Genomic DNA, 18,572 nt, shown 5'->3' on the forward strand with positions numbered 1-18,572 from the left:
GGGTCGGTCAGGGGCGTTTAGCCTGTTCTTCAACGTGTTCCAGGGCGGCCTCCAGGGCCAGTCGGTAACCGCTGGCGCCAAGGCCGCAGATCACTCCTACCGCTACGTCGGAGAAGTAAGAGTGATGGCGGAAAGCTTCGCGTTTGTGCACGTTCGATAAATGCACTTCGATGAATGGGATGCTCACCGCCAGCAGCGCGTCACGTAATGCAACGCTTGTATGCGTAAAAGCGGCGGGATTGATCAGGATAAAGTCCACGCCTTCGTTACGCGCGGCATGGATGCGATCAATCAATTCATACTCGGCATTGCTTTGCAGGTAGAGCAAATGGTGGCCGGCTTCACGGGCCCGTCGTTCCAGGTCGAGGTTGATCTGGTCGAGGGTCACTGCCCCGTAGACGCCCGGTTCGCGGGTGCCAAGCAGGTTCAGATTGGGTCCGTGAAGAACCAGTAAGGTCGCCATCGGCTGTTCCTTGTTATTGGTGGGGTACGGCAGAACCCGGCGACTATGCCGCAAAGCCTTTGTGACTGTCCAGTTCTATGCAGTAGCCAGCACGATTAGCGAGGATTGCGCGAAATTTGTGACTGTGGCCCGGAATCTGGTCATGCCGAACACGGTCTTGAATCCACTGAAGATCAAATGTGGGAGGGGGCTTGCTCCCGATAGCGGTGGATCAGCTACAGGTATTGAGACTGACACACTGTAATCGGGAGCAAGCCCCCTCCCACATTTGATCTCCATAGGGCGGGAGAGCGGGTCAGACGCGGAAGGCTTGTACGGCAGTGTTGAGTTGCCCTCCGAGCACCAACAGGTGCTCACCCTGGCTACGGCCCTGGCCTATGCGCAGCAAGTTATCCTCACCCAGCTGATGAATCCGCTCACTGTTATCGCGAATCTCACTCACGGCCCCGCTCTGCTGCGCGGTCACATCGGCGATGCGCACCGCGGTCTCGGAAATTGTCTTGATCGCACCGACGATTTCATCCAGCGCCCCATCTGCCGCCTGGGCTTGCTGGGCGGTGGCTTCGGCGTGTTCAACCTGGGCGCGCATACCTTGCACCGATTGGTGGGCGGCGGTTTGCAGGCCAGCGATCAGGCCCTGGATTTCGGCAGTGGCGCCAGCGGTGCGCTGGGCCAGGGAACGTACTTCGTCGGCTACCACCGCGAAGCCGCGCCCGGCCTCACCGGCGCGAGCGGCTTCGATCGCAGCATTGAGGGCCAGCAGGTTGGTCTGGTCGGCAATCGAGCGAATCACGGTCAGCACGCCGCCGATGGTGGCGGACTCCTCGGCGAGTTTCTCGATCATCTGCGCATTTTGCTGCACTTCGCCCACCAGCGCGTGCAGCCCGGTCAGGCTCAGGCCGATTACGCGCTGGCCTTGTTCCACGGCCTGGCCTGCACTGCGACTGGCGCCGGCAGCCTGGCTGGCATCCCCGGCCACTTGCTGGATGGTGGCTTCCAGTTCACCCAGCGAATCACGGATCTGTGCGGTGTCGCCAGCCTGGCGCTCGGCGCCGTCGTGCAGGCCGCTGCTCAGTTCGGCGAGGGCGCGGCTGCTGCCGGCCACTTCTTCGGCATTCCCGCGAATGGTGCCCACCAGGTCCACCAGATAGGCGCGCAGGCGATTCAGGGAGGCTTCGATAGCGTGCAGTTCACGGTTGGTCTTGCCCAGGGCTATCGGTTGGCTGAAATTACCTTCGGCCCAGGTCGACAAGGCCGGTGCCAGGTTGGTCAGCACCCGTGCCAGGCGCCGCTGCAGCGTGTCGATCAGTAGCGCGATCAACAGGATCAGGCCGATCATCACGCCTTGCAGCACACGCACTTCGCCCTGGATCCTGGCGTGCTGTGCACGCACTACCGGCTCCAGGCCGGCGATAGCTTGCTGCACGCTGGCAATTTTCATTTGGGTGGCAGCGGCGAGGTCGGCGCGTTGCTGGATCTGTTCGCGGGTGCGCTGGAGTTCGGCGGGGTAGCGGGTCAACAGGCTGTTGAGCTCGCGCTTGAGGTCGACACCGCTGTCCTGGGCTGTGGTTTTTTCGGTATTTTCCAGGCCCATCAGCGCGGAAAAATCATCAGCGCTGGATTCGGCGCTGGCCTTCACCCCAAGCAAGGGTAATTGCGCCAGCAGGTCGGCCTGGGTGCGGATATTGGCCATTTCGCGTTCCACCTCATCGGCCAGCTCGGCGCGGCCACTGCTCACCAGCTTGTCGCGGGCCAGGGACAGTTTGCCCAGATGCTGCGAAGCGGCCAGCAGCGCCGGCAGGTAGCGCGCGGCGTCCGCAGAGTTGACGGCGCTGGCGTACTGGCTCAGTTGCTCCAGGTTCGCCCCCAGTTCACGTTCGGCCTGCAATAACAGTGCTTGCGGGTCGCCGGCCAGCTTGCCGGCAGCCAGCAGGTCGGTCTTGCTGAAGGTTTCCAGGTCCGCGAGGCTGGGGCGCAGGGTTTGCGCCAACGCGTCCGGCAATTGCGCGACTTGCTGCAACAGGCTTTCCAGGCTCTGACTGGCGCGGCTCAGGCGCAGGGCATCGCCGCTGGCCAGGTAGTCATCGATATTGCGTGCAGCCTGGTTTTGAAAGGCCTGGGACAGGCCCAGGTAGCGCTCCATCAGCAAATACGGACGCTCCAGCGCCCGTTGCGACCACCACAGCGTCGCCCCGAGGGCCAGGCATACGGCCACCAGCAGAAGGGTATTGAGATTGGTCAGCAGCTTGAGGCGCATGCGGGGTTTCAACCGACGGCAAAAGATAAGTGCCTGAAGTTATTGCGCTTGCGTTACAGAGTTATGACCGATTCGGTGGATTCCGGTGAAAAGATGGCACTTTGCTTTGATGTGCGCGCGGCTTGTACGCGGTTGCGTCCGGCGTCCTTGGCGCGGTACAGCGCTTCGTCAGCCTGGGCGGCCATCGTCAGGCTGTCGCAGCCGTCGCACAGTTCCACCAGGCCGGCGCTGAAAGTGCACCACAAATCCTGCGGTTGAGCGGGGTAGTGGATTTCGGCAAAGCGCCGCCGAATGTCATCGAGCACCTTGCAGGCCGATTCCACATCGGTATCGGGCATCACAATGGCGAACTCTTCACCGCCATAGCGGCCGATGTAGTCGGTCTTGCGCAGGCGCTGCTTGAGAAACAGCGCCAGGCTTTTGATCACCCGGTCGCCCATGGGGTGGCCGTGGCTGTCATTGACGCGCTTGAAGTGGTCGATATCCAGCATCGCAAAGCTCAAGGGCTTGTTCTCGCGGCGAGCGCGAAAGCTGCAGTCTTCGAGCAGTTGCAGGATATGCGTATGGTTGTACAGCCCGGTCAGGCTGTCGCGCACCATCCGCGCCTTCAAGTTGCGCGCACGCGCTGCGCGGTTGCGCACGGTGGTGATCAGGTGGCGCGGCTTGATCGGTTTGGTCAGGAAGTCATCGCCGCCTTCGCTCATCGCGTCTAGCTGTTTGTCCAGGTCGTCTTCGGCCGACAGGTAAATAATCGGCACGCTGACGTAGCGGTCGTTGTGGCGAATCACCTTGGCCAGTTCGGTGCCGGTACAGGCAGGCATATACATGTCGAGGATGATCAAGTCCGGCTGGAAGTCTGCCAGTTCGGCCATCGCCTGGATGGGTTCGATCAAGGTGCGCGTGATAATCCCCGCGCTGTTGAGCAGGCGCTCGGTGTGCAGCGCCTGGGCTCGCGAGTCGTCAATGATCAGTACTTTGTACGGTTCGTATTGGGCAACACAGGTCAGCACTTCGATCTTTTCCAGCAGGCTGGAGGCTTCCAGGGTGCCGGTCAGAAACTCTTCACCTCCGGCACGCACCGCGGCCAGGCGCGTCGGCGTGTCGGTTTCGTGCAGGCTGAAAAACAACAGCGGCAACTTTTGCTCCAGGCCCTCCTGGGCTTGCGCCGCGATGGTGAGGCCCAGGCCGGGGCCGCAAAAGTCGACGTCCATCACAATCGCTGACGGCAGGCGCTCGGCCATGGCGGTGTTGAAAGCTGCGACGCTGTCCAGGGACTGGGCGCTCAGGCCAAAGAATTCCAGCTGCTTGGCCAGGCGCTCGGCGCGGTCGTGGTCAGCCAGCATCACGTAGATCGGCTTGCGCATCGGCGGCAGCAGGGTTTGCTCAAGCTGGTCACCCTGACGCAGCCCTGTGCGCGACAGGCGCTGCATCAGGCGGTTGAGTTCGGTGATCAGCTGGCTGCTCAGGCGACCACGGTTTTCGTCCACCGCCTGGAGGGTTTGCCCAATATGCTGGGCCAGTTGGCCGTGCTCGGGCTGTTCAAAACGCTCGGCAAAGCGCTGCAGGCGCAGGTTGGCTTCGCTGAGTTCGGAAAAGTCGGCGTTCGACCATTCGCCGCGTTGCAGGCGCTGCCAGATCTCAAGAATTTGACGTGCCTGATGAATTACCCGCTGGGCAAAATGCTGCTTGAGACGCTCGCGGCTGGGGTCTTCTGACTCGGTCATATCCTGACTACTGTGAGGGTGCATGCTGAGGTCGACTGATGGCTCTATGCTAGCACCTCTTTTCTGTCGCATGAGTGTCATACGTCAATTAAGTCTGCGCGCCGGATATTCAGTTATTGACCAGCGGGTCGCGCAGCTTAAAAAGCGTGCATCCTTTATAGTCCAACCGCGCGTATGCGCCACTTTCGCGTAAAAGCCCCGCACCGATGGGCACGATGGGGTAGGGTTGTGGTCGGAGTGTCTGAACGCACCCGGACAATTGACGTGCATGAACTCAAGTGATTGAAAGGATATCGCCATGCTGGACTGGAAAAACCGTGAAGGCAGTGCCAAAGGCCCCGCCCCTGAGCCCAAGTCGGCCAACCGCAGCTATTTTCGCAACTTGCTGATGAGCCGGGCTTTGCTCAGCATTATCGGCCTGTACCTGCTGGTCACCGGTGGCCTGGGTTGGTACTGGAGCCAGGAGCCGGCGCTGTTTCCGGTCCAGCAGAACGCCCAGCTTGCCGCCGAAAAGGAAGGCAAGCAGATGGTTGTGGGTTACACCACCGTCGAAACCCTCAAGACGGTGGTCGGCACCTTGCTGAACAAGCCGGGCGGCTACATCTCCAACGATCGTTTCCCGCCGGGCTTGTGGATGGACAACATGCCGAGCTGGGAATACGGCGTGCTGGTGCAGGTGCGTGACCTGACCCGCGCCTTGCGCAAAGACTTCGCCCGCTCCCAGTCGCAGTCGGCTGAAGATGCGGATTTGGCCAAGGCCGAGCCGCGCTTCAACTTCGATAACAAGAGCTGGGTGCTGCCTTCGAGCGAATCGGAATACCAGGAAGGCATCAACTCCCTGAGCCGCTACGAAGCGCGCCTGTCTGACCCGAACCAGCGCGGCGCACTGTTTTATGCGCGTGCCGACAACCTGAACAACTGGCTGGGCGATGTGGCGACCCGTTTGGGCTCGCTGTCCCAGCGCCTGTCGGCCAGCGTGGGTCGCGTCAAGTTGAACACTGCGCTGAAAACCGAGGCGCTGGCGCCGGGCGAAGTGCCGCAGGTCGATGAAGAAGTGGTGGAAACCCCATGGATGCAGATCGACAACGTGTTCTACGAAGCCCGCGGCCAGGCATGGGCGCTGTCCCATCTACTGCGCGCGATTGAAGTCGACTTTGCCGATGTGCTGGCCAAGAAAAACGCCACCGTCAGCGTGCGCCAGATCATTCGTGAACTGGAGGCCTCGCAGGAACCGGTATGGAGTCCTATGATTCTTAACGGCAGTGGCTTCGGTGTACTGGCGAACCATTCGCTGGTGATGGCCAACTATATTTCCCGGGCAAACGCTGCAGTGATCGACTTGCGTCAGCTCCTCAACCAGGGTTGATGATGGACGCTACTCAAAAGGAGGCCGCACACCGCATGGCCTCCGATGCTGAACTGATCTGCTGGGTCGACGAGCAGGACAACCTGCTCGGTCACCTGGTCAGGTCCGACCTGCGCCAGCGCGGCCTGATTGGCCGTTGCACGTTTATCTTCCTGTTCAATTCCAAAGGCGAGCTGTGTGTGCACCGGCGCACCTTGAGCAAGGCGCTGTATCCGGGGTTTTGGGATACGGCGGCTGGGGGCATGGTGGCGGCGGGTGAGTCCTATGGGGTGTCGGCAGCCCGTGAGCTGGAAGAAGAGCTGGGTGTGAGCGGTGTGTCATTGACCGAGCATGACCACTTCTATTTTGAGGATGGCGACAGTCGGCTTTGGTGCAAATCCTACTCTGCTATATGGGACGGCCCCCTGCGGCTGCAGCCTGAAGAGGTCATGGAGGCACGCTTTCTGCCCATTGAAACGGTGCTTGCCGAGGCAGAGCAAAAGCCCTATTGCCCGGATGCTCAAGAGGGGCTGCGGCGCTATCTCGCCTCACGTCGCTAAAGTTGTATAAATTGGCGCCATTTGGCTCTTAGCAACTTGGCTTTTTGCCGTTACACTGCGCGCCTTTTCACCCGAACCGCTATTGTTTCACCCTGTAGGAGCGAGCTTGCCCGCGAAAAACGCCAAGACACCGCGTGCTGCCTGAATGCCCGCGTTATCGTTGACGACCTTCGCGAGCAAGCTCGCTCCTACGGTGGTAATGACCTTGACGGTTCGGTAGCGCTGCCCCTGCCTGAGTGGGGCTTCGCGGTCGGTCACCGCCCTTTGCGGCGCCGATCAGTCTTCATCCTCCCAAGAGGATTGCCGGTGGCCAAAAAAGCCGCATCCTTCGCCGCCCTTGGTGGCCTGGTATTTTCCACCGATGCAGGTCGACACTGCCCGGACTGTCGTCAGCCCGTGGATTCGTGTACCTGCAAACAGACCCTGATTCCCGAAGGCGATGGCATTGCCCGCGTACGCCGCGAGAGCAAAGGCCGTGGCGGCAAGACGGTGACTACCATCACTGGCGTGCCTCTGGCCGAAGACGCCCTCAAGGAGCTGGCCACCACGCTGAAAAAGCGCTGCGGCACCGGTGGTGCATTGAAAGACGGGGTCATCGAGATTCAGGGCGATCACGTCGAACTGCTGTTGGCCGAGCTGATCAAGCTCGGTTACAAGGCCAAGAAGTCCGGCGGCTGAAGCCTCTTCCCAACCTGTGGCTAAACTCTGTCCTGCGAGTGGGGTCTGACCTTCTTACAGGCAAATCGTCATTTTCATTCTTTAGACTGCGCCAGCCTCCGTTTGAGGTGGCGCCTTCGCCTTCATTTATAGGGGACTTCGATGTCCGTACGACGCACACGCAAAGACGATGGCAGCCAATGGACAGTTGCGGACAGCCGCAGTGTTTACGGGATCCGCCATTGGGGGGCCGGTTATTTCGCGATCAATGAAGCCGGCCGCGTAGAAGTCCGCCCCAACGGTCCGAACAGCACGCCGGTCGATTTGTACGAGCAGGTTGATCAACTGCGTAAAAGCGGCCTGTCGTTGCCGCTGCTGGTACGTTTCCCCGACATTCTGCAAGACCGCGTACGCCAGCTCACCGGCGCCTTCGATGCGAATATCGAGCGCCTGGAATACCAGAGCAAGTACACCGCGTTGTACCCGATCAAGGTGAACCAGCAGGAAGCGGTGATCGAGAACATCATCGCCACCCAGAACGTTTCCATCGGCCTGGAAGCGGGCTCCAAGCCTGAGCTCCTGGCCGTGTTGGCCCTGGCGCCGAAGGGTGGCACCATCGTCTGCAACGGCTACAAGGACCGCGAGTTCATCCGCCTGGCGTTGATGGGCCAGAAACTCGGTCACAACGTTTTCATCGTCATCGAGAAAGAGTCCGAGGTCGGGCTGGTGATCGAAGAGGCCGCCAGCCTCAAGGTCAAGCCTCAGGTCGGCCTGCGTGTGCGCCTGTCGTCCCTGGCTTCGAGCAAGTGGGCTGACACCGGTGGCGAGAAGTCCAAGTTCGGTTTGTCGGCGGCGCAGTTGCTGTCGGTGGTCGAGCGCTTCCGCGCGGCCGGCCTGGACCAGGGTATCCGCCTGCTGCACTTCCACATGGGTTCGCAAATCGCCAACCTGGCCGACTACCAGCACGGGTTCAAGGAAGCCATTCGTTATTACGGCGAACTGCGCAACCTCGGCCTGCCGGTGGACCATATCGACGTCGGCGGCGGCCTGGGCGTGGACTACGACGGTACCCACTCGCGTAACGCCAGCTCGATAAACTACGACATGGACGACTACGCCGGTGTGGTCGTGGGGATGCTCAAGGAATTCTGCGATGCGCAGAGCCTGCCGCACCCGAACATCTTCTCTGAAAGCGGTCGTTCCCTGACCGCTCACCACGCCATGCTGGTGGTGCAGGTGACGGACGTCGAGAAGCACAACGACGAAATCCCGACCATCGAAAACAAGGAAAGCCTGCCGGAAACCGTGCAATGGCTGGTGGACCTGCTCGGTCCGACCGACATCGAAATGGTCACCGAAACCTACTGGCGCGCCACCCACTACATGAGCGACGTGGCCACTCAGTACGCCGACGGCAAACTGACCCTGGCCGAAAAAGCCCTCGCCGAACAGTGCTACTTCGCCGTGTGCCGCCGCCTGCACAACTCGTTGAAAGCCCGCCAGCGCTCGCACCGCCAGGTGCTGGACGAACTCAACGACAAGCTGGCCGACAAGTACATCTGCAACTTCTCGGTGTTTCAGAGCCTGCCGGACACCTGGGCCATCGGCCAGGTCCTGCCGATCCTGCCGCTGCACCGCCTCGACGAAGAGCCGCTGCGCCGCGCCGTGCTGCAAGACCTGACCTGCGACTCCGACGGCAAGATCAAGCAGTACGTTGACGAGCAGAGCATCGAGACCAGCCTGCCGGTTCACGGTTTGAACGAAGGCGAAGACTACCTGTTGGGTATCTTCCTGGTCGGCGCGTATCAGGAAATCCTGGGTGACATGCACAACCTGTTCGGTGATACCGACTCAGTGAACATCTACCAGCGTGAAGACGGTTCGGTGTACAGCGCCGGTATTGAAACCCACGACACCATCGAAGACATGCTGCGTTATGTGCACTTGTCGCCGGAGGAGTTGATGACGCATTACCGCGACAAGTGTGCCAGTGCGAAGATCTCGGCTTCGGAGCGCACTCAGTTTCTGGACGCGTTGCGCCTGGGCCTGACGCGTTCTTCGTACCTGTCCTCGTAATATAGGTGGGAGGGGGCTTGCTCCCTCCCACATTTGGTTCTGTATTCCTTCAGTTTGCTTCCAGCCACAGCCCTTGCCGATTCAAGCGCCAGGCTATCGCCCACAAAGTCAGGCTGCGCACCGCCATAAACAGCAGGAAGGTTATCCACAGCCCGTGGTTACCCAACCCCTGCAACGCCCAGGCAACCGGCAGCACCAGCAGCACCGTCAACAACATCCCATTGCGCATTTCCCGCGCCCGCGTTGCACCGATAAACAGCCCATCAAGCAAATAACTCCACACCGCAATCAACGGCAATACCGCCAGGTAGGGCAGGTAGATATCGGCGGTTTCGCGCACGCTGGGGATATCGGTTTGCATGGCGATAAACAGATGGCCGCCAAAGGTGAACAGCAGGGCGAAACCAATGCTGGCGATTAACGACCAACCACAGGCCACCACCAGCGAGCGGCGCAACGCCTGGCGGTCATGGGCACCAATGGCGTGGCCGCATAGCGCTTCGACCGCATGAGCCAAGCCATCCAAGGCATGAGCCGTCAGTAACAGGCCGTTAAGCAGCAGCGCATTGGCCGCCACGGTGGCATCGCCCAGACGAGCACCTTGCACCGTGATCATGAAAAATACCGACTGCAAGGCGAGGCTGCGAATAAAGATGTCGCGGTTCACCGCCAGCAATGGGCGCCAGCTTTGCCACAGTTTCAAGGCGGCCCAGGCGATATGCCCCGGATAGGCGCGCAGGGCTTTTTGCGTGAGCGCCAGGCCGAGCAGGGCGCCGGTCCATTCCGCGATCACCGAGGCACGGGCGGAGCCGACCACGCCCCAGTCCAGCCCGAGTACAAACCACAGGTTAAGCGCAATGTTGACCAGGTTAGTGGTCAGCAGAATCGCCAACGGCGCCCGCGCATTCTGCGTGCCGAGGAACCAGCCGACCAGCGCATAGCTGGCGAGGGCGGCGGGCAGGCCGAACAGGCGGGTGTGGAAAAACTCGCGGGTCAGTTGGTTCAATTCAGGGGAGGGCTGCATCCATTCCAAAGCCAGGTGGCTCAGTGGAATACCGACCGTGCCCAGCAACATCGCCAATCCCAGCGCCAACAGCAAGCCTTGCAACAGGATTTGCCGCAGCGCCGCACCATCGTTGCGCCCGGCGGCCTGGGCGGCAAACCCGGTGGAGCCCATGCGCAGGAAACCCATGGCCCACGCCAGGAAGGTATACAGGCTGGCGCCGACTGCCACGGCGCCCAGTTGGTGGGCGTGGGGCAGGTGGCCGATGACCATGCTGTCGACCAGGGCCACCAAGGGCACCGAGATATTCGACAGGATCATCGGCGCGGCCAGGGCCCAGACGCGGCGATGGGTGGGGCGGTGGCGCCAGTCGGCGAGCAGGGCGGTCATGAAGGCTCCTTGGTGGAGCGGCATTGTAACCGTCAGCCCGCCACACAGCAGAACCAATGTGGGAGCTGGCAAGCCAGCTCCCACAATTTGATCTCCAGTGGCTGTGGGATTTGGCTTGGCTTCATGCCCACCTAGAACCAACCGCCCCTCCGTCGGTCAATGTGACCGGCGCCGCAGCAGCCAGCGCGGCGCTGATATATAGTTCACCCCCCAGGTTTCCTCTGACGACGAGTGCCCCATGTTTAACAAAGGACTGTTCCTCGCTTGCGCGCTGGCCCTGCTGAGCGCCTGTGATTCTTCCGATAAACCGGCTGCACCTGCGGCCCCTGCAGCGCCAAGCGTTGCGCCCAAACCTGCCAAGGCGGCGGTGGACGTGGCGGCGTTGAAGCAGCGCTATGCCGGGCGTGAGTTAAGCGTGGTGGACGTGTCCGAGGTGCAGTTGGACGGGGCCAGCACCTTGTCGGTGAGCTTTTCCATTCCTCTGGATCCGGACCAGAAGTTCGCCGATAAACTGCACTTGGTGGACAGCAAGTCCGGCAAGGTCGATGGCGCCTGGGAGCTGTCCGATAACCTGATGGAGTTGCGCCTGCGTCACCTGGAGCCGCAGCGCAAGCTGGTGCTGACGGTGGATGCCGGGGTAAAGGCGGTCAACGACAACAAGCTCGCCGCCGAATACACCGCCCGCCTGGAAACCCGTGATCTGCAAGCCACCGTCGGCTTTGCCAGTCGCGGCACGTTGCTGCCGACACGTCTAGCCGAGGGCTTGCCGGTGATCGCGCTGAACGTCGACAAGATCGACGTCGAGTTCTTCCGTATCAAACCCGAATCCCTGCCGTCGTTCCTGGCGCAGTGGGGGCGCAATACCAGCCTGCAAAGCTATGAGTCCCGTGAACTACTGCCGATGGCCGAACTGGTCTATGGCGGGCGTTTCGACCTGAACCCGGCGCGCAACACTCGCGAAACCCTGCTGCTGCCGATTGCCGGTCTCAAGCAATTGCAGCAGCCGGGGGTGTACCTGGCGGTGATGCGTGCTTCGGGCACTTACAACTATTCGCAACCGGCCACGCTGTTCACCTTGAGTGATATCGGCCTGTCGGTGCACCGCTATGCCAATCGCCTGGACGTGTTTACCCAGGCGTTGGAAGGCGGCAAGGCACTGAACGGCGTCGAACTGGAAATCCTTGATGCCGAAGGCCGCGTACTCGGCCAGGGCAAGACTGAAGACGGCGGTCACGCCGAGCTGCCTCTGCCGAAAAAAGCCCAGGTGTTGCTGGCAAAGCTTGGCGAACAAACCAGCCTGCTGCGCCTGGACAGCGCCGCGCTGGATTTGGCTGAGTTCGATATCGGCGGGCAGCCGTCCCACCCGCTGCAGTTCTTTGTATTCGGCCCGCGTGATCTGTACCGCCCCGGCGAAACCGTGTTGCTCAATGCATTATTGCGCGACAAGGATGGCAACGCGGTCAAGCCGCAGCCGGTGAGCGTCGAGGTGCGCCGTCCGGATGAACAGGTGAGCCGCAAATTCGTGTGGGACGCGGATGCCTCCGGCCTGTACCAATATGCCTTGCAACTGGCCGGCGAAGCACCGACCGGGCGCTGGCAATTGGTGTTTGACCTGGGGGACGGCAAGCCGCAGCTGTATGAGTTTCTTGTTGAAGATTTCCTGCCCGAACGCCTGGCGCTGGAACTTAAGGGCAGTGACACCGCGCTGAGCCCGGCGGACAACCCGGTTATTCAGGTCAACGGGCGCTATCTGTACGGCGCACCGGCATCCGGCAATCGGGTCAGTGGCCAGGTCTATGTGCGCCCGCTGCGTGAAGCGGTCAAGTCCTTGCCGGGTTACCAGTTCGGTTCCGTTACCGAAGATGAGCTGAGCCAGGATTTTGAACTGGACGAAAGCGTACTCGACGCCAACGGCGAGCAAGCGTTGACCCTGGAAAGCAAGTGGGCCGAGGCCAAATCCCCACTGCAACTGATTGTGCAAGCCAGCCTGCAAGAGTCCGGCGGGCGGCCCATCACCCGACGCCTGGTGCAGCCGATCTGGCCAGCCGAGCAATTGCCGGGCGTGCGCGGGTTGTTTGATGGCAAGGAAACCAACGGCGATGGCCCGGTGGAATTCGAAGTGCTGGTGGCCAACCAGGACGGGCAGAAGCTTGCCGCGCAGGACCTGAAGGTGCGCCTGGTGCGCGAGCGCCGTGACTACTACTGGAACTACTCGGAGAACGATGGCTGGAGCTATCACTTCAACGAGAAATTCCTCAACCTCGATGAGCAGACCCTGAACATCAAGGGCGGTGACACCGCCAAGGTCAGCTTCCAGGTGGAGTGGGGCCCTTACCGTGTCGAGGTTGAAGACCCGCAGACCGGGCTGATCAGCAGCGTGCGCTTCTGGGCCGGTTACCAGGCCCAGGACAACACCGAAGGCGGCGCCGTGCGGCCCGACCAAGTCAAGCTGGCCCTGGATAAACCGGCCTATGGCGATGGCGACACCGCCAACGTCACCGTCACGCCGCCCGCTGCCGGTAAAGGCTACCTGTTGGTGGAGTCTGCCGAAGGCCCGCTGTGGTGGCAGGAAATCGACGTACCGGCCGAAGGCAAAAGCTTTGCGGTGAAGCTCGACCCGAAATGGTCGCGCCATGATCTGTATGTGAGCGCCCTGGTGATTCGCCCCGGCGAGCGCAAAGCCAATATCACCCCCAAGCGCGCCGTGGGCTTGCTGCACCTGCCGCTGGATCGCACCCAGCGCAAACTCGGCCTGACCCTCACCGCGCCGGAAAAAATGCGCCCCAAGCAACCACTCACGGTAAAGATCGCCGCGAAGAACGCCGATGGCAGCGTGCCCAAGCAGGTGCATGTGCTGTTGGCGGCGGTGGACGTGGGCATCCTCAATATTACCGAATACCCAACGCCCGATCCGTACTCCAGCCTGTTCGGTCGCAAAGCCTATGGCGTCGACCAGTTCGACATCTACGGCCAGTTGATCGAAGCCGGCCAGGGGCGCCTGGCCAGCCTGGCATTTGGTGGTGACGCGGCGTTGGCCAAAGGCGGCAAACGCCCGGACACCAGCGTGACCATCGTGGCTCTGCAAAGCGCGCCGGTGGCCTTGAACGACAAAGGCGAGGGCGAAGTCAGCGTCAATATCCCCGACTTCAATGGCGAACTGCGCCTGATGGCCCAGGCCTGGAGCGATGATCGCTACGGCATGGCCGAGGGCAAGACCGTTATCGCTGCACCGCTGATTGCCGAGCTGTCGGCGCCGCGCTTCCTGGCCGGAGGCGACCAGACCACTCTGGCTTTGGACCTCTCCAACCTGTCGGGCAAGGCGCAGAAACTCGATGTGCAATTAGCGACGCAAGGGCCGTTGGAACTGGTCAACAGCGACGCGCAATCGCTTGAACTCAAGCAAGGCCAGCGCACCACCCTGCGCATTCCGGTAAAAGCCTGGGGCGGTTTCGGTCAGGGCAAGGTCAAGGTTACGGTCAATGGCCTGGACCTGCCGGGGGAAAACCTGCCGCCGTTCAGCCGTGAATGGACCCTGGGCGTGCGCCCCGCGTATCCGGCTTTGCTCAAGCATTACCGTGCCGTGATCAAGGATCAGCCGTGGAGCTTGCCGGCGGGTGCGCTGGATCAGTTCGATGCCTCGGGGCGTGAGGCGCTGTTGAGCCTGTCGAGCCGGCCGCCGTTGAACCTTGGCGCGCAGATCAGTGCGCTCAAGGCTTACCCTTATGGCTGCCTGGAACAAACCGCCAGCGGCTTGTATCCGTCGCTGTATGCCGACGATGCGCTGCTCAAGCGCCTTAGCATTGAGGGCGAGCCGGATGCCGAGCGCAAACGCAAGATCGAGTTGGGCATCGAACGCCTGCTGGGGATGCAGCGCTACAACGGCAGCTTTGGCCTGTGGGGCGCTGACGGCGAGGAAGAGTATTGGCTGACTGCGTATGTCACCGACTTCCTGCTGCGTGCCCGCGACCAGGGTTTTGCCGTACCACCTGAAGCCTTGAAGAAGGCCAGCGAGCGGCTGCTGCGGTATGTGCAGGAACGCAACCTGATTGAAGTCGACTACAGCGACAACGCCGAGCACACGCGTTTCGCCGTACAGGCCTACGCCGGTATGGTGCTGGCGCGCAGTCAACAGGCGCCGTTGGGTGCCTTGCGCAGCCTGTTTGAACGGCGCAGCGATGCGCGCTCCGGGTTGCCGTTGGTGCAGTTGGCCATCGCCCTGCAAAAAATGGGCGACCAGCCGCGTGCCGATCAAGCCTTGCTCGCCGGTTTGGCGGCGCAGCGCAGTGCCAAGGAGTGGCTGGCCGACTACGGCAGCCCGTTGCGCGATCAGGCGATGATTCTGGCGTTGCTGGAGGAAAATGACTTGGCCAAGGGCACGCGTGAAGAGCGCCTGTTTACCTTGTCGGACCAGTTGGCGGCCAGCCCCTATCTGTCGACCCAGGAGCGCAACTCGCTGTTCCTGGCCGGGCGGCTGGGTTTCGCCCAGCCCGCATCGGCGTGGAAGGTGCTGTTGGACGGCAGCGACGGGGAGCATGAGCTGAACAACCAACACTCGACGCTTAACCTGGAAGGCAAGTTGCTCTCCGGCAATTTGAGCCTGACCAATCAAAGCGATGTGCCGGTCTACCAGCAACTGACCATCTCGGGTTACCCACAAGTGCCGCCTGCCCCGGGTGGCGAGAACCTGAGTATTCGCCGCGAATACCTGGGCATGAATGGCCAGCCGTTGAATCTGCGCAGCCTCAACAGCGGCGACCTGGTGCTGGTGCACCTGGCCGTCAGTGCCAAGCAACGGGTGCCGGATGCCCTGGTGGTGGACTTGCTGCCCGCCGGCCTGGAACTGGAAAACCAGAACCTGGCACAAAGCGCGGCGAGCCTGGGGAACGCCAGCAGCCAGGTCAAGGAGTGGCGCGAGTCGATGCAGAACGCATCGCTCAAGCATCAGGAGTTCAGGGATGATCGCTATGTGGCGGCCATGAACCTGGACGGCTACGGCACCACGCACTTGCTGTACCTGGCACGGGCGGTGACGCCGGGCACCTATCGGGTGCCGCCTCCGCAAGTGGAGTCGATGTATCGACCGAACTGGCAAGCGGTGGGCGAGACGCCGGTGGATATGGTGATCAAGGGCCGCTGAAAGGCAATGGTTCGATCCCTGTAGGAGCGAGCTTGCTCGCGAAAAACGTCAACGAGAACGCGTGTTTCCTGAATCAACGCGGCGCCTTTGAGTTCTTCGCGAGCAAGCTCGCTCCTACAGGGGAATTGAGTGGTTGCACCGTCAGTGCACGACCCAACTGAGTAGCCAAAGCCCCAACATCAGCCAGATGATCCCGATAATGATCGACGCCCGCATAAAGGCGCGTACCGCCGAGTACAGGAAGAGCAACCCGACGATCAGGGTGATGATGCTGATGATCGAGGTATCCATGCCCAAGGTGCGCGACAAGCCATCGATAAAGTTGCCGCCGGCGTGGGTCAAGGCCTCGAACAACCCGCTCAGGCCATCGACGATAAAGCGGATGACGGAGCCGAGCGCCTGGCCCAACCATTCGAAAAAGCTTTCTACCTGCATGTGCGTGTCCTGATAAGAAGGTGGGCGTAACTGTGCCTTTGGTCGTTATTGCGACAGGCTAGTTCCCTACAAGCATAGAGGTTTGCCCGGTTGAATTTGCGTTTTGTTGCCCGCTGGACCCTGGCGAGCCTGTTGTTGGTGATTGCCCTGCTATGGCTGGCCGACCGTATCTGGCCCTTGCCCCTGCCTCAGGACGACCTGGCCCGGGTGGTGCTGGCCGAAGATGGCACGCCGCTGTGGCGATTTGCCGATGCCAACGGCGTATGGCGCTATCCGGTGCAGACGCGTGAAGTGTCGCCGTATTATCTCGACGCGCTGCTCACTTACGAAGACCGCTGGTTCTATCAGCACCCCGGTGTAAACCCCCTGGCACTGGTGCGCGCAACCTGGCAAAACCTGACGGGTGCACGGGTGGTGTCCGGCGGCAGCACCTTGTCGATGCAGGTGGCGCGCTTGCTCGACCCGCATTCACGCACCCTGCATGGCAAATTGCGTCAACTGTGGCGCACCGCGCAGCTGGAGTGGCACCTGTCCAAGGACGAAATCCTCAACCTGTACCTCAACCGTGCGCCCTTCGGCGGCACGCTGCAGGGCGTGGCGGCGGCGAGTTGGGCGTATCTGGGCAAGTCGCCGTCACAACTGACCCACGCCGAAGCCGCCTTGCTCGCGGTATTGCCTCAGGCACCCAGTCGCTTGCGCCCGGACCGTCATCCGCAACGCGCCCAGCAGGCCCGCGACAAAGTGTTGCGCCGCCTCGCCGAGTTCCAGGTGTGGCCGCAGCCTGCGGTCGATGAAGCCCTGGAAGAACCACTGCTGCTTGCCCCACGCCTGGAGCCGAGTCTGGCGCCGTTGCTGGCGCGGCGTCTGAACCGCCCCGACAGCCCGCCGCTGATTCGCACCACCCTGGACGCCACCCTGCAACGCCGTCTCGAAGACCTGCTGCTGGGTTGGCGCGCACGCCTGCCGGAACACACCTCGGCGGCGATTCTGGTGGTAGAAGAAGAAAGCATGGCGGTGCGCGCCTACCTGGGCTCGGTGGATATCAACGACACCAAACGCTTTGGCCATGTGGACATGATCAACGCGCTGCGCTCGCCCGGTTCGACCCTGAAGCCTTTCCTGTATGGCATGGCGTTGGACGACGGCCTGATTCACTCCGAATCCCTGTTGCAGGACGTACCTCGGCGTTACGGCGATTATCGGCCGGGCAACTTTTCCATGGGCTTTACCGGGGCGGTGCCGGCGAGCACGGCGTTGTCCAGTTCGTTGAACCTGCCGGCGGTGCAACTGTTGGAAGCCTACGGGCCCAAGCGTTTTGCCGCGCAGATGCGTATTGGTGGCATGCCCTTGGCGCTGCCGGCGCTGGCCGAACCGAACCTGGCGCTGATCCTCGGCGGCGCGGGCAGTCGCCTGGAAGACCTGGTGAGCGGCTATAGCGCCCTGGCACGCGACGGCAAAAGCGCCACCTTGCGACTACAGCCGAAGGATGCACTCAGGGAGCGGCCTTTGCTGTCGCCGGGGGCGGCGTGGATTGTGCGGCGCATCCTCAGCGGCCAGGCACGGCCCGACCGCGACCCGCGTGCCGAGCTGGTGCAACGCCCGGTGCTGGCATGGAAAACCGGCACCAGCTATGGCTTTCGTGATGCCTGGGCGATTGGCGTGGGCCCGCGTTATTTGATCGGCGTCTGGATTGGCCGGCCAGATGGCACCCCGGTGCCGGGCCAATTTGGCCTGGCGTCGGCGGCGCCGTTGATGCTGCAAGTGCATGACGTGTTGACCAACCGGGACAGCCAGCGCGGCATCAGTGCTCCGGTCAAACCGGTGCCGGCAAATATTGGTGTGGCGGCCATCTGTTGGCCGCTGGGCCAGCCCATGAGCCGAAGCGACCCCAATTGCCGTCGCCAGCGTTTTGCCTGGACCCTGGACAACACCACGCCACCGACTTTGCAGGCATTGGATCAACCCTTGAGTGTGGGCTTGATGGAAAGTATCTGGGTCAATGCCAAGGGCTTGCGGGTCGATGCCCGTTGCCCTGGCGCGGTGCCGAACAATATTGCCCTGTGGCCGGCGCCGCTGGAGCCCTGGTTGCCAAGGATTGAACGCCGTGAAGCGCGCATCCCTGCGCCTGATCCGGATTGCCCGCCACCGGCGCTGGCCGCGGCTTCGCCATTGTCTATTGTGGGCGTGCGCGAGGGCGATCAGTTGCGTCTGCCCGCTGCCAGTCAGCAAGCCTTGCGCCTGAAAATCTCCGCCTTGGGCGGCAGTGGCCGGCGTTGGTGGTTCCTCAATGGTGCGCCGTTGGGCGACAGCGCCAATCAGGACAGCATCAATGCCAGTTTTGAACGGCTGGGCCGCTATCAGCTCAGCGTATTGGATGAAGCCGGTCAAACCGCCAGGCTCGAATTCAGCGTTGTCGACTAGCCCCACTGTAGGTGTAGGAGCGAGCTTGCTCGCGAAAAACGTCAACGATAACGCGTGCAGCCAGAAAGCACGCGGTGTCTTGGGGTTCTTCGCGAGCAAGCTCG

At 61.8% G+C, this 18,572-nt stretch carries 11 protein-coding genes; 6 read left to right on the forward strand and 5 right to left on the reverse strand.

The features are described 5' to 3' along the window. Positions 1 to 7 precede the first annotated feature (7 nt). From aroQ to JFT63_RS22460, 3 genes are all read right to left on the reverse strand, one after another. Entirely contained in the window at positions 8 to 463 is a 456-nt protein-coding gene (gene aroQ / locus JFT63_RS22450; RefSeq protein WP_032878109.1) for a type II 3-dehydroquinate dehydratase, read from the reverse strand. Between the two features lie 295 nt (positions 464 to 758). Then, entirely contained in the window at positions 759 to 2,720 is a 1,962-nt protein-coding gene (locus JFT63_RS22455) for a methyl-accepting chemotaxis protein (RefSeq protein ID WP_198844801.1), read from the reverse strand. A gap of 53 nt (positions 2,721 to 2,773) precedes the next feature. Beyond that, a complete protein-coding gene (locus JFT63_RS22460; RefSeq protein WP_198844802.1) occupies positions 2,774 to 4,444 on the reverse strand; it encodes a diguanylate cyclase in 1,671 nt (556 codons plus the stop codon). A gap of 298 nt (positions 4,445 to 4,742) precedes the next feature. Here JFT63_RS22460 and JFT63_RS22465 point away from each other — a divergent pair, with 298 nt between their 5' ends. The 4 genes from JFT63_RS22465 (at position 4,743) to speA (ending at position 9,082) form a co-directional block, all read left to right on the forward strand. After that, positions 4,743 to 5,810, forward strand: a complete 1,068-nt coding sequence (locus tag JFT63_RS22465; RefSeq protein ID WP_003188197.1) for a DUF2333 family protein — start codon at positions 4,743 to 4,745, stop codon at positions 5,808 to 5,810. 2 nt (positions 5,811 to 5,812) lie between these two features. Continuing rightward, positions 5,813 to 6,349: an NUDIX hydrolase gene (locus JFT63_RS22470; protein ID WP_198844803.1), complete on the forward strand. Its 537-nt coding sequence runs from the start codon at positions 5,813 to 5,815 to the stop codon at positions 6,347 to 6,349. Between the two features lie 306 nt (positions 6,350 to 6,655). After that, complete coding sequence (locus JFT63_RS22475) at positions 6,656 to 7,027, forward strand: translation initiation factor Sui1 (protein ID WP_005784408.1); 372 nt, start codon at positions 6,656 to 6,658, stop codon at positions 7,025 to 7,027. A gap of 141 nt (positions 7,028 to 7,168) precedes the next feature. After that, positions 7,169 to 9,082 carry an arginine decarboxylase gene (speA, locus tag JFT63_RS22480; protein ID WP_057702658.1) on the forward strand — a complete coding sequence of 638 codons (1,914 nt, stop codon included), beginning with the start codon at positions 7,169 to 7,171 and terminating at the stop codon, positions 9,080 to 9,082. 49 nt (positions 9,083 to 9,131) lie between these two features. On the opposite strand, the gene JFT63_RS22485 is transcribed toward speA, so the two are convergent. Next, on the reverse strand, positions 9,132 to 10,475 hold the full coding sequence (locus JFT63_RS22485) for an MATE family efflux transporter (RefSeq protein ID WP_057702659.1): 1,344 nt from the start codon (positions 10,473 to 10,475) through the stop codon (positions 9,132 to 9,134). Between the two features lie 238 nt (positions 10,476 to 10,713). On the opposite strand from JFT63_RS22485, the gene JFT63_RS22490 reads away from it, so the two are divergent. After that, positions 10,714 to 15,612: an alpha-2-macroglobulin family protein gene (locus JFT63_RS22490; RefSeq protein WP_198844804.1), complete on the forward strand. Its 4,899-nt coding sequence runs from the start codon at positions 10,714 to 10,716 to the stop codon at positions 15,610 to 15,612. A gap of 141 nt (positions 15,613 to 15,753) precedes the next feature. On the opposite strand, the gene JFT63_RS22495 is transcribed toward JFT63_RS22490, so the two are convergent. Beyond that, positions 15,754 to 16,047: a hypothetical protein gene (locus tag JFT63_RS22495; RefSeq protein ID WP_198844805.1), complete on the reverse strand. Its 294-nt coding sequence runs from the start codon at positions 16,045 to 16,047 to the stop codon at positions 15,754 to 15,756. A 90-nt stretch (positions 16,048 to 16,137) separates the two neighbouring features. Between JFT63_RS22495 and pbpC the strand changes: the two genes are divergently transcribed. Continuing rightward, positions 16,138 to 18,468 carry a peptidoglycan glycosyltransferase PbpC gene (pbpC, locus tag JFT63_RS22500; RefSeq protein WP_198844806.1) on the forward strand — a complete coding sequence of 777 codons (2,331 nt, stop codon included), beginning with the start codon at positions 16,138 to 16,140 and terminating at the stop codon, positions 18,466 to 18,468. Positions 18,469 to 18,572 lie beyond the last annotated feature (104 nt).

The sequence above is a fragment of the Pseudomonas sp. MF7453 genome (genome assembly GCF_016405455.1).
GTDB lineage: Bacteria > Pseudomonadota > Gammaproteobacteria > Pseudomonadales > Pseudomonadaceae > Aquipseudomonas > Aquipseudomonas paralactis.